The 14,228-nt window shown below is 71.2% G+C and carries 16 protein-coding genes and 1 tRNA gene; 10 read left to right on the top strand and 7 right to left on the bottom strand.

Going from position 1 to position 14,228, the window contains the following annotated elements:
* Positions 1-46: 46 nt before the first annotated feature.
* A complete protein-coding gene (locus B9S57_RS32860) occupies positions 47-814 on the bottom strand; it encodes an ABC transporter ATP-binding protein (RefSeq protein ID WP_103760809.1) in 768 nt (255 codons plus the stop codon).
* A 276-nt stretch (positions 815-1,090) separates the two neighbouring features.
* On the opposite strand from B9S57_RS32860, the gene B9S57_RS36575 reads away from it, so the two are divergent.
* The 5 genes from B9S57_RS36575 (at position 1,091) to B9S57_RS32835 (ending at position 3,646) form a co-directional block, all read left to right on the top strand.
* A complete protein-coding gene (locus tag B9S57_RS36575) occupies positions 1,091-1,252 on the top strand; it encodes a hypothetical protein (protein WP_374936002.1) in 162 nt (53 codons plus the stop codon).
* Positions 1,249-1,449, top strand: a complete 201-nt coding sequence (locus B9S57_RS36570) for a hypothetical protein (protein ID WP_374936001.1) — start codon at positions 1,249-1,251, stop codon at positions 1,447-1,449. Before B9S57_RS36575 ends, B9S57_RS36570 begins: the two co-directional genes overlap by 4 nt.
* Positions 1,450-1,698: 249 nt before the next feature.
* A tRNA-Leu gene (locus B9S57_RS32845) sits at positions 1,699-1,782 on the top strand.
* Between the two features lie 280 nt (positions 1,783-2,062).
* Positions 2,063-2,605: a hypothetical protein gene (locus B9S57_RS32840; RefSeq protein WP_103760808.1), complete on the top strand. Its 543-nt coding sequence runs from the start codon at positions 2,063-2,065 to the stop codon at positions 2,603-2,605.
* A gap of 153 nt (positions 2,606-2,758) precedes the next feature.
* Positions 2,759-3,646: a Bax inhibitor-1/YccA family protein gene (locus B9S57_RS32835; RefSeq protein ID WP_103760807.1), complete on the top strand. Its 888-nt coding sequence runs from the start codon at positions 2,759-2,761 to the stop codon at positions 3,644-3,646.
* Between the two features lie 79 nt (positions 3,647-3,725).
* Here the strand turns inward: B9S57_RS32835 and B9S57_RS32830 are convergent, their stop codons facing one another.
* Positions 3,726-3,956, bottom strand: coding sequence for a DUF4287 domain-containing protein (locus B9S57_RS32830; protein ID WP_103760806.1), 231 nt, complete (start codon positions 3,954-3,956; stop codon positions 3,726-3,728).
* Positions 3,957-4,057: 101 nt separating this feature from the next.
* Between B9S57_RS32830 and B9S57_RS32825 the strand changes: the two genes are divergently transcribed.
* Positions 4,058-4,387 (top strand): hypothetical protein, encoded by a 330-nt coding sequence (locus B9S57_RS32825; protein WP_103760805.1) that lies wholly within the window; start codon positions 4,058-4,060, stop codon positions 4,385-4,387.
* Between the two features lie 6 nt (positions 4,388-4,393).
* On the opposite strand, the gene B9S57_RS32820 is transcribed toward B9S57_RS32825, so the two are convergent.
* The 3 genes from B9S57_RS32820 to B9S57_RS32810 all read right to left on the bottom strand — a co-directional run bounded on the left by B9S57_RS32820 (position 4,394) and on the right by B9S57_RS32810 (position 8,161).
* Positions 4,394-5,224 carry a hypothetical protein gene (locus B9S57_RS32820; protein ID WP_258036738.1) on the bottom strand — a complete coding sequence of 277 codons (831 nt, stop codon included), beginning with the start codon at positions 5,222-5,224 and terminating at the stop codon, positions 4,394-4,396.
* A gap of 511 nt (positions 5,225-5,735) precedes the next feature.
* A complete protein-coding gene (locus tag B9S57_RS32815; protein WP_103760803.1) occupies positions 5,736-6,956 on the bottom strand; it encodes an acetyl-CoA C-acetyltransferase in 1,221 nt (406 codons plus the stop codon).
* Positions 6,957-7,117: 161 nt separating this feature from the next.
* Positions 7,118-8,161, bottom strand: a complete 1,044-nt coding sequence (locus B9S57_RS32810; protein ID WP_258036740.1) for an SGNH/GDSL hydrolase family protein — start codon at positions 8,159-8,161, stop codon at positions 7,118-7,120.
* Positions 8,162-8,316: 155 nt separating this feature from the next.
* Here B9S57_RS32810 and B9S57_RS32805 point away from each other — a divergent pair, with 155 nt between their 5' ends.
* Positions 8,317-9,720 carry a cystathionine beta-synthase gene (locus tag B9S57_RS32805; RefSeq protein ID WP_103760802.1) on the top strand — a complete coding sequence of 468 codons (1,404 nt, stop codon included), beginning with the start codon at positions 8,317-8,319 and terminating at the stop codon, positions 9,718-9,720.
* Positions 9,721-10,023: 303 nt separating this feature from the next.
* Here B9S57_RS32805 and B9S57_RS32800 read toward each other — a convergent pair whose 3' ends face one another.
* Entirely contained in the window at positions 10,024-10,443 is a 420-nt protein-coding gene (locus tag B9S57_RS32800) for a hypothetical protein (protein WP_103760801.1), read from the bottom strand.
* A 127-nt stretch (positions 10,444-10,570) separates the two neighbouring features.
* Between B9S57_RS32800 and B9S57_RS32795 the strand changes: the two genes are divergently transcribed.
* Together B9S57_RS32795 and B9S57_RS32790 are read left to right on the top strand one after the other, a co-directional pair.
* Entirely contained in the window at positions 10,571-11,374 is an 804-nt protein-coding gene (locus B9S57_RS32795) for a maleylpyruvate isomerase family mycothiol-dependent enzyme (RefSeq protein WP_103760800.1), read from the top strand.
* 111 nt (positions 11,375-11,485) lie between these two features.
* Complete coding sequence (locus B9S57_RS32790) at positions 11,486-12,283, top strand: SAM-dependent methyltransferase (RefSeq protein WP_103760799.1); 798 nt, start codon at positions 11,486-11,488, stop codon at positions 12,281-12,283.
* 24 nt (positions 12,284-12,307) lie between these two features.
* Here B9S57_RS32790 and B9S57_RS32785 read toward each other — a convergent pair whose 3' ends face one another.
* On the bottom strand, positions 12,308-12,889 hold the full coding sequence (locus tag B9S57_RS32785; RefSeq protein WP_103760798.1) for a thioredoxin domain-containing protein: 582 nt from the start codon (positions 12,887-12,889) through the stop codon (positions 12,308-12,310).
* Positions 12,890-13,373: 484 nt separating this feature from the next.
* Here B9S57_RS32785 and B9S57_RS32780 point away from each other — a divergent pair, with 484 nt between their 5' ends.
* The gene (locus B9S57_RS32780) at positions 13,374-14,222 is read left to right on the top strand and encodes a MurR/RpiR family transcriptional regulator (protein WP_103760797.1); all 849 of its coding nucleotides are present in this window, start codon (positions 13,374-13,376) and stop codon (positions 14,220-14,222) included.
* The last annotated feature ends 6 nt before the right edge of the window (positions 14,223-14,228 follow it).

Here is a 14,228-nt window from a genome sequence, read left to right as displayed (position 1 = left end):
CTGGGGGAGTTCGGGTTACGGAGGGGAGGGGACAGCAGCCGTCGCGTCAGCTGGTGCGGCCCTTCGCGTCGAACGCCTTCATCCGGTCGAGGACCCCGTCGGCGGTGGGGTGCAGCATCTGGTCGACGACCGCGCCGTCCGCGAGGAAGACCACGCGGTCCGCGTAGGAGGCGGCCACGGGGTCGTGGGTCACCATCACCACGGTCTGGCCGAGCTCGCGCACCGAGTTGCGCAGGAAGCCGAGCACCTCGGCGCCGGAGCGGGAGTCGAGGTTGCCGGTCGGCTCGTCACCGAAGATGATCTCCGGCTGCGAGGCCAGGGCGCGGGCGACCGCGACGCGCTGCTGCTGGCCGCCGGAGAGCTCGGTGGGCCGGTGCTTCAGCCGGTCCGAGAGGCCGACCATCTCGATGACGCGCTGGAGCCAGGCGGCATCGGGCTTACGCCCGGCGATGTCCATGGGCAGCGTGATGTTCTCCAGGGCGGTCAGCGTGGGCAGCAGGTTGAACGCCTGGAAGATGAAGCCGATCTTGTCCCGGCGCAGTTGGGTGAGCTGCTTGTCCTTGAGGCTCCCGAGCTCGGTGTCGCCGATGCGCACCGAGCCGCTGCTGAAGCTGTCGAGGCCGGCGACGCAGTGCATCAGGGTGGACTTGCCGGAGCCCGAGGGGCCCATGATCGCGGTGAATTCGCCCTGCGGGAAGTCCACGGTCACCCGGTCCAGGGCGACCACCTGGGTCTCACCCTGGCCGTAGACCTTCGACAGCTCCGTGGCCCGTGCGGCGACCGCGGTGGTGCGGTGGGCGGTGGTGGTGGTCACAGGGGTACTCCTGGTTCGAGCGGTTCGTTCGCGGGGACCCCTCCATCCTCACCGCTGGGACGCGCCGGGTCGTCAGCCCCCGTGCCCGTTCCCATGGCCCTCTTGAGTCGCACCCGCCGGGTGGCCGCGTAGTCCTGAGGTAGGAGACCGACCCCGAGTTCCGCCGGTGCCTCAGCGCGGCGGGGCGGCCGATCCGCGGGGCACCGGGCGGGCGGCTGTGTCCTCGAAACCGGGAGCCGATCCGTCGGCGACCACCCCCAGCAGGGTCCGGGCCGCGTGGCTCCCGTACGCGGGAATGTCCCTGCTCAGCGCGGTCAGCGGGAACTGCGCACGGTCGAGTTCTACGAGGAGGACACCCGCGTCGCACTACCTCCGGCGCACTACGACACCACAGTCACACAGGGTGACGGATCGGGGATCGGCTACGCGTCACGGTGACGGCCGGGACGCTGCTGCGGGATCTCGCGCTCTTCCCCGACCGACTGGATCCGGTGGCCGAGGTGGACGACATGCTCGTCACCCTGCTGCCCGGCGAGAGCGCCGTCTTCCATGTCACGGGCGCGGTGCTGGAGGACCCCGGGGCGCTGGGGACGAGGCCGGTTCCGCGGTGCGTCAACGACACCGTCGAGGGGTGAGGTGGCGGGGCCCTGGCGAGCGGTGGCGCGCCCCATGGCGTGGGGGCCGTACGGGTGCGGCGAGTTTCCGTCATTCCCGTTTGCCGGGGTTCGTCCCCATCGGCCGGTCCGGGCGTGTGCTGATGCGGTGTGCGGTGTCTGACGGACCCTCACACGATCAATAAAATAAGACAACATCGAGTTGATGTTCCGCTGTTCGAGCGATGCCCACGGATAGGGTCTTTGTCAAACGCGGAGCCGCGCGCCCACGCCCGGGTGGTGGAATGCAGACACGGCGAGCTTAAACCTCGCTGCCTCCTCGGGGGCGTGCCGGTTCGAGTCCGGCTCCGGGCACTCACCGCTCGGGCGCCGAGACCGTGTGTGCCTGCGTGAGTGCTCCGAGCGACGGTCCGCGGTCCAGTGAACCCGTCCGGGCCGCCGGCCCGCGAGGCGATCGGCCGCAGTCGGCGTCCCGTCACGTTCGGTGACCGCGGCGGTGTGGCGAGAGGGCAGCGTGCGACCACGCCCCGTTGGTAGGTGAAGAGGCCGATATGGACCACGGGGTGTACTCGACCATCGGTGCAGTCGCCAGTGACGGCGACAAGAGGGCCGCAGGCGTGGCGGGAGGCCAGTGATGAGGAAACCGTCCCGAACGGCCGCTCCGGCGGCGCTCTGCGGTCTCGCCCTGCTTGCCACGGGTTGCAGTGGCGGGAGCAGGGAGTACGCACTGCCCAAGGATCTGCGCGGCGTTCCCGTCGGTGAGGAGGAGCTGTCTCCCTTGCTTCAGGACGGCGAGAAGCTCGACGTGAGGGGCGGCCTGCTGGCGACGTCGACCAGCATCTGTTCCGTCGGGGTGGATGACTACCCGTCCGTGGACGCCCAGGTCGAGAAGGTGGACACGTTCGACGATCCGATGGGCGAGCTCGACAGTTTCAGGTTCACGAACCGCAGGGCGATGGCGATGGTCCCCCTGCCCTTCGACGGCGCTGGCGCGATGGGCGACAGGAACGTCATGATCAGCGCCCGGTGCGCGGCGCCCGAGGCCGATCACCCTGTCGTGTACATCTCCGTCGGAGAGAAGGCGCAGGGAGACGTGGGACGGCGCCGGGCCGACACGGAGAGGTTCGCCCTGGCCTTCGTCCCCTCGGCCAAGAAGGAGATCGGCTGCACGGCCTGACGCCGTGCCCGGATCTCCGCAGGTCATGCGTGGATCCGGTGTGACCCGGGGATGAGACTTCTCGCAAAGATCCTCCTCGGGCAGTAGGGTCATTGTTTTGCCTACCCATTACTCTTGACGCAAGGCTGCGCACGGTGGCCATGGAGGAGTGAAATGAGGAGCAGCAACCCGGTCTTCTCGCGACGGGGGTTCAGCCGCGACAACGGCTACGCGGGCTTCAACGCGGCGCCGCAGGCCGGGGCCCCCGCAGCGGGTGCCAACCCGTACGCGCAGGGCACCGCCGCCAACCCGTACGCCACGAACCCCTACGCCCAGCAGGACACCCAGTACGGCGCCCCGCAGGCGCCGGTGCGCTCCGGCGCGATGACGATCGACGACGTCGTCACGCGCACGGCGATGACGCTGGGCACCGTGGTGCTCACCGCCGCGCTCTCCTGGGCCCTGCTGCCCGTCGACGAGGCGAACCTCGGCAAGTCGTACGGCATCGGCATCGGCGCCGCCCTGGTGGCGTTCGTCTTCGCGATCATCCAGTCCTTCAAGCGCAAGGCGTCGCCCGCGCTGATCCTCGCGTACGCGGCCTTCGAGGGTGTCTTCCTCGGGGTGATCTCCAGCACGGTCAGCACCTACATCAGCCCCGGCACGGTGATGCAGGCGGTGATGGGCACCATGTGTGTCTTCGCCGGTGTCCTCATCGCGTACAAGATGCGCTGGATCCGCGTCACCCGCCGTTTCTACGGCTTCGTGATGGCCGCGGCCATGGGCTTCGTGCTCCTGATGATGGTCAACCTGCTGTTCAGCGTGTTCGGCGGCGGTGACGGCCTCGGCTTCCGCAGTGGCGGCCTCGGCATCCTCTTCGGGGTCATCGGCATCATCCTCGGTGCGTGCTTCCTGGCCCTGGACTTCAAGCAGGTCGAGGACGGCATCAACTACGGCGCACCGCGCGAGGAGTCCTGGCTGGCGGCCTTCGGCCTCACCCTGACGCTGGTGTGGATCTACCTGGAGATGCTGCGTCTGCTCTCCATCCTCAACGGGGACGACTGACCCCGTAGGCGCGACGACGCCGAACGGCCCGCAGGCACTGGCCTGCGGGCCGTTCGGCGTCGCGGGGAGCGGTGCGGCGTCAGAGGAGCTTCCGCGCGGCCCGTCTCAGGTCGTACTCGTGGATGATCGCCTTGGCGTGGCCGTAGGTGAGGTCGTGTTCGCCCCGCAGCCAGCTCACCTTCTCCTCGAAGCGGAGGAGGGAGGGGCCTTCGTCGACGGTGCGGAGCCAGTCGGCGATGTCGCGACCGGTGGTGTGAGGGATCCGGGAGAGCAGGTTGCGATGGGTTTCTTCGGAGAAGACTTGAGACATCGGCGCCTCCGACGCAGTACGCGTTGCTGGTTCCTTCCCGACACCGTGCCCGAGCAACGGCCCGTTGGCAACCATCCGGTGGGGGCGCGTAGGGTCACGGCGTGCTCGATACGACGCCCTTGACCACCGCCGTGGACCGATTCGCCGACCGGCTGCGGAGCGCCCCGCAGAGCCGGCTCCAGCAGGGCGTGGCCGCGGAGGCGCTGGCGACGGCCAGGGAGCTGTCCGCCCGGGCCCAGCGCGCCGAGGAGCCGGACCGGGAGCCGAGGATCATGCCGGACGCCGGGATATTCGCCGTCGGAGACCAGCTCGCGGTCGCGGGCCGGGACCTGGCCGCGGCAATGGAAACGGCCTCGCCCCAGGAGCTGGACGAGGCCGTGCGGTGTGTCGAGGGGGCGGCGGCGCGGGCGTTCGGGCCCGGGCCGCGCTGACCGGGGTCAGAACGAGGCGATGACGCGGTCGGCGAGGATGTAGACGTTCTCCGCGCCGCAGGAGAACGTCAGCGCGTAGGCACCGGAGACCCCGGAACCTCCCAGCAACACCGGCTGCTCACCGGAGCGCAGCGAGTCGGCGAGCCGCTCCGCGGTCTCCCGGTGGCCGGGCGTCATGCAGAGCGTGGTGCCGTCGGCGAAGACGTACACGTCGAGCGTCCCCAGGGGGCCGGGGCGCACGTCGGTCAGTTCGGTGCCGGTATCGGCGAGCCGCTCGAGCCGGTTCACGGTACGCTCATGGTCGGTGACAACCGGTGTCTGCACCGGGATGAAGTCCGGGTGTGACGGGTGGCGGCGGCGAGCCGCCGCCAGCTCGGGGGAGTCCTCGGGGAACTCCGCGACCTCGGGGAGGTCGGTGAGCCCGGCCAGTTCCACCAGCTCGTCCATGGCGTCGGCGGCTTCGATGTCCATCGCCTCCAGGCCCGCGAAGTCGCTCTGGCGGGGCATGAAGAACGGTGCGTCATCGCCGAGCCCGCCCAGCAGGGGCGGGGCGTCGGCCGCGTCGCGCGCTTCCTGGGCCGCCCAGAAGGCGCGGGCCTCGGCGAGCTCGCGCTCCCGCTCCTCGGCGAGTGCGTCGGCGACCGCCGCGCGTATCTCCTCGACGGGCGTGCTGGTGCTGCGGTTCTGCTGCTCGGGCACGGATGCGTGGAGACTCCGGCCCTCCGCCAGCTCCGTGCGCAGGGCTGTGACCTGCTTGCGCAGCCCGTGAGCGGCGTGCAGAGCGGCGGCGCCGACAGCCGTGGCAGCGGCGGTGGTCAGCAACAGGGCAAACGGCATGGCGCTCACTGACATACTCCCGGTTTCAATCGACACCCCCGACTTCCTACATCAGCTTGTCCTGTACTGGTGCCTGCTGTCAGTGCATTACGTCACGAATTGGACAGGTCTTTGTGCCTGGTGTTTAGCCCTGTGGCTGGTGTGACCTGCAGAAACGACTCTCCCCCGGGATGCAGATCACATCCTGGGGGAGATTCGGTCACGATCGGAGCTCGGCTCGATTCAAGACGGCCCCCGCGCAGCAGGGCCGACCCGCCCGGAGCCCGGCACGCAGGGCCCGGCGGGCCGGTGTCGACCCTCCGCTACGACTCAGCTCAGCCGCTCGGTGCGTGTGGTCGCGCTGAGCCTCGCCTCCGCTGCGGGCCGGTGCCGCCCTCGTGCCTCGGGCGACCCCGACCCTCCGCTACGACTCAGCTCAGCCGCTCGGTGCGTGTGGTCGCGCTGAGCCTCGCCTCCGCTGCGGGCCGGTGCCGCCCTCGTGCCTCGGGCGACCCCGACCCTCCGCTACGACTCAGCTCAGCCGCTCGATGACCATGGCCATGCCCTGGCCGCCGCCCACGCACATCGTCTCCAGGCCGAACTGCTTGTCGTGGAACTGCAGGCTGTTGATCAGCGTGCCGGTGATGCGCGCGCCGGTCATGCCGAAGGGGTGGCCGACGGCGATCGCTCCGCCGTTGACGTTGACCTTGTCCAGCGGCAGGCCGAGGTCCCGGTAGGACGGGATGACCTGGGCTGCGAACGCCTCGTTGATCTCGGCCAGGTCGATGTCGTCGACGGTCAGCCCGGCGCGCTTGAGCGCCTGCTTGCTGGCCTCGACCGGGCCGTAGCCCATGATCTCGGGGGACAGGCCGGAGACGCCGGTCGAGACGATGCGGGCCAGCGGGGTCAGGCCCAGCTCGCGCGCCTTGGTGTCGGACATGATCACGAGCGCGGCGGCGCCGTCGTTGAGCGGGCAGCAGTTGCCCGCGGTGACGAGTCCGTCGGGGCGGAACACCGGCTTCAGGCCCTGCACGCCCTCCAGGGTGACGCCCGCGCGCGGGCCGTCGTCCTTCGAGACGACCGTGCCGTCCGGCGTGGTCACCGGGGTGATCTCGCGCTCCCAGAAGCCGTTCTTGATGGCTTCCTCGGCGAGGTTCTGCGAACGGACGCCGAACTCGTCCATGTCCTGACGGGTGACGCCCTTGATCCGGGCCAGGTTCTCGGCGGTCTGGCCCATGGAGATGTACGCGTCCGGGACGAGGCCCTCCTCGCGCGGGTCGGTCCAGCTCGTGCCCTCCTGCTCGGCGCGGGCGGCGGTACGGGCCTCGGCCTCGGCGAAGAACGGGTTGCGGGTGTCCGGCAGGCTGTCGGAGTTGCCCTTCGCGAAACGGGACACCATCTCGGTGCCCGCGGAGATGAAGACGTCGCCCTCGCCGGCCTTGATGGCGTGCAGCGCCATGCGGCTGGTCTGGAGCGAGGACGAGCAGTACCGGGTGACCGTGCAGCCGGGGAGATGGTCCATCCCCATCTGCACGGCGATGATGCGGCCCAGGTTGTTGCCCTGCTCGCCGCCGGGCAGGCCGCAGCCGAGCATCAGGTCGTCGATGTCCTTCGGGTCCAGCTCCGGGACCTTGGCCAGCGCGGTCTGGATGATGGTCGCGGTCAGGTCGTCGGCGCGCAGGTCCTTGAGGGACCCCTTGAAGGCCCGGCCGATCGGCGAACGGGCAGCAGAGACGATCACGGCTTCGGGCATCACGCGGCTCCATGAGGGCTGGAAGGCAGGAAAGGCTGGGCTGCCTTGGAAGTTACCCGGACGTATAGCTGAGGTCACCCAACAGGCGATGTGATGCGGACCTCTTTTCTAAGCAACCGCTCAGTCGCCCGCATTGTTCCCCTCGCCGGGGGACGCCGCGCTCACGCCCGCCGCCACGTCGCCCCCGGCCCGCGCCCGGGCAACGGCCTGCCGTCCGTGCCCGTGTCCCTGTCCTCGTGCGGCACCGGCTCGGTGTGGGCGGGCAGACGCCTGCGCCTGCGGTGCTTGAGGAGGGCCCAGGGCGCCCGCGCCCCGGTCACCTCGGTGCCCGCCTCCCGCGCGGCACGGGAGGCCGCCTTGGCGACCGGCAGCATGCCCTCGCGGCGCGAGCCGTCCAGGTGGTCCGACTCCGGCCACAGGCCGAGGGTGGCGCACAGGGTCGGGAGCATCGCCATCGCGGCGGTCGCGTAGCCCTCGGCCGAGGGGTGGTAGTTGTCGGGGCCGAAGAGCTCCCGGGGGTTCGCCTCGAACTCCGGCCCGAGCAGGTCGCCCAGCGAGACCGTCCGGCCGCCCTGTTCCACCGCGCCGATCGTCTGGGCGGCCGCCAGCTGCCGGCTCACCCGCCGGGCCAGCCAGCGCAACGGCTGGTAGACCGGCTCGATCGTGCCCAGGTCGGGACAGGTGCCCACGGCGACCTCCGCGCCGGCCGTACGGAGTCTGCGTACGGCTGTGCTCAGGCAGCGCACCGACTGCGTGGCGGGCATGCGATGGGTCACGTCGTTCGCGCCGATCATGATCACGCAGACGTCCGGCACCCCCGCCGGGTCCGCCAGCACCAGGGACACCTGCCGTTCCAGATCGTCCGACCGGGCGCCCGGCAGGGCCACGTTCCGGAAGTCCACCGGCCGTTCGGCCACCGCCGCCAGCCCGGACGCCAGAAGCGCCCCCGGTGTCTGGCCGGCCCTGCGCACGCCCTGGCCCGCGGCCGTGGAGTCGCCCAGCAGGACGAAGCGCAACGGGTCGGCGGGAGCCGCGAACGCCACCCCGTACCGCCCGTCCGCGCTCGGCGGGACCGGGGCCTTGCCCCCACCCACGGCTCGTTTCGCCAACTGCACCTCGGCCAGTACCAGGCCCACGGTCGCCGCGCCGATCAGTCCGACGCTGCCGCCTCCGTAGGCCGCACCCGCTGCGATCCGCCGTGCCACCCTCGCTCTCGACACAGTCCGGTCCACCTCCTCCGTGCCGTACAGCCGTACACAGCACTACCTGCCCCGTCGAGGGCGTAGCTCAATCGCTTCGCCCAATCTCCTGCCCGTACGCATACTCTTGGCGGACCATCACGGAGATCCCGGAGTACACGGTGCAATTCCACGATTCGATGATCAGTCTTGTCGGCAACACCCCGCTGGTCAGGCTGCGCAATGTGTCGGCAGGCATTCAGGCGACGGTCCTGGCCAAGGTCGAGTACTTCAACCCCGGCGGGTCGGTGAAGGACCGCATCGCGCTGCGCATGATCGAGGCGGCCGAACAGAGCGGCGAACTGAAGCCCGGCGGCACGATCGTCGAGCCGACCAGTGGCAACACGGGTGTCGGCCTGGCCATCGTCGCCCAGCAGAAGGGCTACAAGTGCATCTTCGTCTGCCCGGACAAGGTGTCCACGGACAAGATCAACGTGCTGCGCGCGTACGGCGCGGAGGTCGTCGTCTGCCCGACCGCCGTCGACCCCGAGCACCCGGACTCCTACTACAACGTCTCCGACCGCCTGGTCCGTGAGACGCCGGGGGCCTGGAAGCCCGACCAGTACTCCAACCCGAACAACCCTCGCTCGCACTACGAGACCACGGGCCCCGAGCTCTGGGACCAGACCGAGGGGCGGATCACGCACTTCGTCGCGGGCGTCGGCACGGGCGGCACCATCACGGGCACGGGCCGCTATCTCAAGGAGATCAGCGAGGACCGGGTGCGGGTGGTCGGCGCCGACCCGGAGGGATCCGTCTACTCCGGCGGTTCGGGGCGCCCGTATCTCGTGGAGGGCGTCGGCGAGGACTTCTGGCCGAGCGCCTACGACCGCACGGTCACGGACGAGATCGTCGCGGTCTCGGACAAGGACTCCTTCCAGATGACCCGCCGCCTCGCCAAGGAGGAGGGCCTCCTCGTCGGAGGGTCCTGCGGCATGGCGGTCGTCGCGGCACTGGAGGTCGCGAAGGGCCTCGGCCCCGAGGACGTCGTGGTCGTCCTGCTCCCGGACAGCGGGCGCGGCTACATGAGCAAGATCTTCAACGACGAGTGGATGGCCGACTACGGCTTCCTGGAGGACACCGGCCCCTCCGCCCGGGTCGGCGCGGTGCTCGACTTCAAGGAGGGCCCGCTCCCCTCACTCGTGCACATGCACCCCGAGGAGACGGTCGGCGAGGCCATCGACGTACTCCGGGAGTACGGCGTCTCGCAGATGCCGATCGTGAAGCCGGGGGCGGGACACCCGGACGTCATGGCCGCCGAGGTCATCGGCTCCGTCGTGGAGCGTCAGCTCCTGGACGCGCTGTTCACCCAGCGGGCCACCCTGACCGACCCCCTGGAGAAGCACATGTCGGCCCCGCTGCCGCAGGTCGGCTCCGGGGAGCCGGTCGAGGACCTGATGGCCGTGCTCAGTGGGGCGGACGGTGCCGACGCGGCGATCGTCCTCGTCGAGGGCAAGCCGACAGGGGTCGTGAGCAGGCAGGATCTGCTGGCCTTCCTCGCGAAGGACGCCGCCCCCAAGCCGTAGCGGGCAGGTTTCCGGGGTTCGCGAAAACGGTACGAGCGCGACACGTCCACGCAGCACCGGCTTAACACGGCTCCGGCACAGTATGTGGTGTCGGCAGGGAGACCCGCCGACACCACATACGGCGACACGGACTACGGAGCGGCTCCCGGACCTCCACCGTCGCCAGGACGCGACACCCGGCCCTGACCCGGGACCGCGTCCCTCGCGGGGACCGCCGTCGTCCCGCCCCCCGGTAACGGGGGTGCGGCGGTCCCCGCGACTACCCATGTGCGGCGCCGGGTTCCCGACGGCCGTCCCGCGCTCTCAGCCTTCCCACTCGGAGGCGCTCCGCCGCTTCCTCCGGGCCCACGGCCACGTGCGGGCGGCGTGCACGGCGTTCACGCCGAAGATCCCCAGCCAGGCCACGACGAGCCCCTCGATCCCGGCGTTGGCGACACCGATCGCGGACAGCGGGATGGCCAGGACCAGAGAGACGACCCCGAAGCCGAACCGCTCCCCGAAGGTCCCGTGCGGCCCTGGGCGCCGCGCACCGCCCCGGGCGGCGGCCATCTGCTGCTCGGCGAGCTGCCGCCGCGTCTGCTGGTCGTGCGGACCGCCGAGCCGCTGCTCGACCTTCTCCAGGAACGAGTCGATCAGCACGGACTCGTACTCCGGTCCCAGATCGCCGCGGGCCTGCAGGGTGGCGTCGAGCTCTCGCCTGAGCTCAGGGTCACGGGCTTCCATGCGCCCACGTTACGAAGCCGGGGCGCCCCGGTCAGTGGGGTTAGCCCCCCTGTTTCGGTGCGGGCGGCGCAGGGCGGGCCGTGGACCGTCGGCGTAGCGTGGGTGCAGGGAGACGGGAGGCGCGCCCATGGCCACCACAACAGCGTCCGCCCGGGCCATCCCCCGCACGAGCGGGGCACGGGCCCGACTGGTCAACGAGGCCGAGCTGCGGGCGACGCTCTCCACCTTCCGTGAGCTCTCCGACGAGGACTGGCGGCGCCCGACCCCCTGCAAGGGCTGGACGGTACGGGACATGCTCGCCCACACCGTCGGCCAGTACGAGGAACTGCCACGCCCCTGGGTCGCCGTACGCCGGATCCGGCAGGCCGCGAGGACCCACCCCCGCCTCGGCCGGCTGGACGGGCACAACGAGGCCCAGATCGAGGACCGGCGGGCCGTCCCGGGGCGCGAGCTGATCGGGGCCCTCGCCCACTTCGCCCCCCAGGGCCTCATCGCCCTGCGCCGCATGCCGGCCGCGGTCCGCCGGAAGGTCCGGCTGAGCCTGCTCTACCCGGAGGCGAGGGCGCTGCCCGACGACTCGATGGACTACCTCGGCAACGTCCTCATCGCCCGCGACACCTGGATGCACCGGGTGGACCTCGGCGACACCGTCGGCGCCCAGCCGGTCCTCGACGGCCACGACCGGGAGATCGTGGACCAGGTCGTGCTGGACCTGGCCCTCGCCTGGACGGGCCCCGCGGTGCAGGTCGACCTCCAGGGCCCCGCGGGAGGGAGTCGGCTGCTGGGCATCGGCACCCCTGCGGCCACCCTCCGGGCCGACGCGGTCGACTTCGCCCGGCACCTGTCGGGGCGGCCGGTGTGCGGATCCCTGGAGGTGGAGGGTGAACCCGGTGCGCGGGCGGCGCTGATGGCGGCCCGGGTCGTGTTCTGACCCCCTCCGGCAGCGGTCGTCGCGGCGCCCCGGGCCGCCGAGACGGACACAACAGGCCTCTGTAGGCTGCGTGTTGACGAACAGCGAGACCGACCGCACCCAGGAGGACCAGTGCCCGAGCCGGCGGACCGGATCAACACGTCGCAGCCCCACACCGCCCGGATCTGGAACTACTGGCTGGGCGGCAAGGACAACTACCCCGTCGACCAGGCCGCCGGTGACCACATCCGCACGCTGCATCCGGGCATCGGCGACTACGCCCGGGCCGACCGGCTGTTCCTCGGGCGCGCCGTGCGCCATCTGGTCGCCGACCTGGGGATCCGCCAGTTCCTCGACATAGGCACCGGCCTGCCGACCGCCGACAACACCCACGAGGTCGCCCAGCGGCTGGCGCCGGAATCCCGCATCGTCTACGTCGACAACGACCCCCTGGTACTCGCCCACGCGCGCGCCCTGCTCACCAGCACGCCCGAAGGTGCCACCGACTACCTCGACGAGGACCTGCGCAACGTCGACGTGATCCTGGAGCACGCGGCGAAGACCCTGGATCTCAGCCGCCCGGTCGCCCTGGTCCTGCTGGGCGTGGTCATCTTCATCGAGGAGGACGACGAGGCGTACGGCCTCGTCCGCCGTCTCATGGACGCCCTGCCGTCCGGGAGCCACCTCGTCCTCTCCCACACGATCACCGACCCGTCGATGCCCGACGTGGACGCGGCCGTGGCCTTCTGGAACGAGAACGGCACGCCCCGGCTGACGCAGCGCACGCCCGGCGACGTCACCCGGTTCTTCGACGGTCTGGAGCTCCTCGAACCCGGCGTGGTGTCGTGCAGCCGGTGGCGCCCCGAGCCCGACGGCGGGGACCTGCCGGACGAGGTGGCCATGTTCAGCGGGGTCGCGCGCAAGCCCTGACGCGCGCCGTCCGGACCGGGGCGTTCACGGGGGAGCGACCTCGGCGAGGAAGGCCTCGGGCGTGACCGCGTACCCCAGGTCGTTGATGACGGGGACCGGGGCCCCGTCGATCAGGACCGTAGGGGTCGACCGGACACCGCTCGACTGGAAGGCCGCCGACACCTGGGCCGCCCAGGGCAGATAGGTGCGCTCCCTGACCTTCTGCCGGAAGGCGTCGCTGTGCAGCGCCTCGACCTCGCCGGCCAGCCGCAGCAGGTTCTCCCGGTCGGAGAAGGCGTCCACGTCCTCGCTGGGCTGATCGGCGTACAGCGCCCGCAGATAGTGCATGAACGGCTTCTGGCCCTCGTCCGCCGCGGCTCCCAGAGCGGCGAGCGCCTCCATGGAGCCGCTGCCGCCCGCGGAGTCGTCGATGAAGGTGGCGAAATGATGGTCGATCGCGAATCCGCCCTCGTCCGCGGCGCTCTCCATCACCGCTCCGAGGCCGAGCTCCATGCGCTTGCAGTAGGGGCAGCGCAGATCGGCGTAGACGCTCAGCACGTGAGCGGCATCGGTGTCGCCGTAGCGGACGATGATGCCGCCCTGCCCTCTCGTATTGGCTGGGATCATGATCCCAGGGTCCGCAGCGGGGAGCGGTCCCGCAATGCGAGCGGCCGTGGGCCGGGCGTCTCCGGGGCGGTGCCGGTCGGCCGCTCGGTCAGAAGTCGCCGTTGGACTCGTCCGCGCCCTGGACCTTGGTGATGTGCTGGGCTGCTGATCGCGGCGGTATCACGCGCCCGCCTGCCCGCCTGCCCGCCTGCCCGCCTGCCCGCCTGCCTGCCCGTCGGCGGCGTGGAGAGGTGCGTGCCGCCTGTCGCGCCGTGAGGGGATGTTCAGTCGGAACGGGATCACGCGACGTGATCTGGGTGGAACCTGTGACGGCCGCGTCGCTCGGTGGCCGTCACGTCCGGAGGGGTGACCCGGGCGCTCGCACGAGGTGTGGCGGGCCGGGCGTGCTCCGGACCCGGGGCTGTATATGGACATGCAGACTGCTTGCTGGCTGAATGGATTCCTCGGCACCGGACCGGTGCGGTGGAACTCCGGAGGGGACAGCATGAGCGGGAGCAGCCCGGCTGCGCGGTTGCAGCGGCTCTTCGAGGGGCAGCGGCTCACCCCCACCCAGCGGCGGATCGCGCACTCCATGGTGCGGCGGGCCGCCGACGCCCCGTTCCTGTCGAGCGTGGAGCTGGCCGAGCTGGCCGGGGTGAGCCAGCCGTCCGTCACCCGCTTCGCCGTGGCGCTCGGGTTCGACGGGTATCCGGCGCTCCGCAAGCACCTGAGAGAGGCCACGCCTGCCGGGTCAGCCGGTGAGGGGGGCGCCGAGGAGGAGCTCAACGAGTACCAGCAGGCGGTGCGGGCGGAGATCGAGAACCTGCGGCAGCTGTCCGACCTGCTCGCCGACCCGGCTCCGGTGGAGCGGGCGGGGCGGCTGCTCGCCGGGTCCAGGCCGCTGCTCGTGCTCGGACTGCGGGCGGCATCCTCGCAGGCTCGGGGGTTCGGGTACTTCGCCGCCAAGGTGCACCCGGACGTACGGGTCCTCGACGAGGGCGGAAGCATGCTGCACGACCGCGTCGACGCCGCCCGGCGTGCGGGCGCGAGCGCGCTGATGTGCTTCGCGCTGCCCCGCCACCCGCGGGAGGTCGTGGACGCGCTGGCGTACGCGCGTGAGCAGGGGCTGACGGTGGTGACCGTGGCCGATTCGGCGTTCGCTCCGGTCGCCGCCCACAGCGACCTGCTGATTCCGGGCGCCGTGGGCACCGGGCTGGCCTTCGACACCGCGTGCGCGCCGATGCTGCTGGGGCGGGTGCTGCTGGAGGCCATGTGCGACGGGCTGCCCGAGGCCCAGGCCCGTCTCGAGGAGTTCGACGCGAGGGCCGCAGCGCGGGGGCTGTTCGTCGACTGACCCGGG

This window comes from Streptomyces sp. SM10 (assembly GCF_002910915.1).
Lineage (GTDB): Bacteria > Actinomycetota > Actinomycetes > Streptomycetales > Streptomycetaceae > Streptomyces.
The sequence above is the reverse complement of the archived record's forward strand: the minus strand, read 5'-3'. Positions and strand labels throughout refer to the sequence as shown.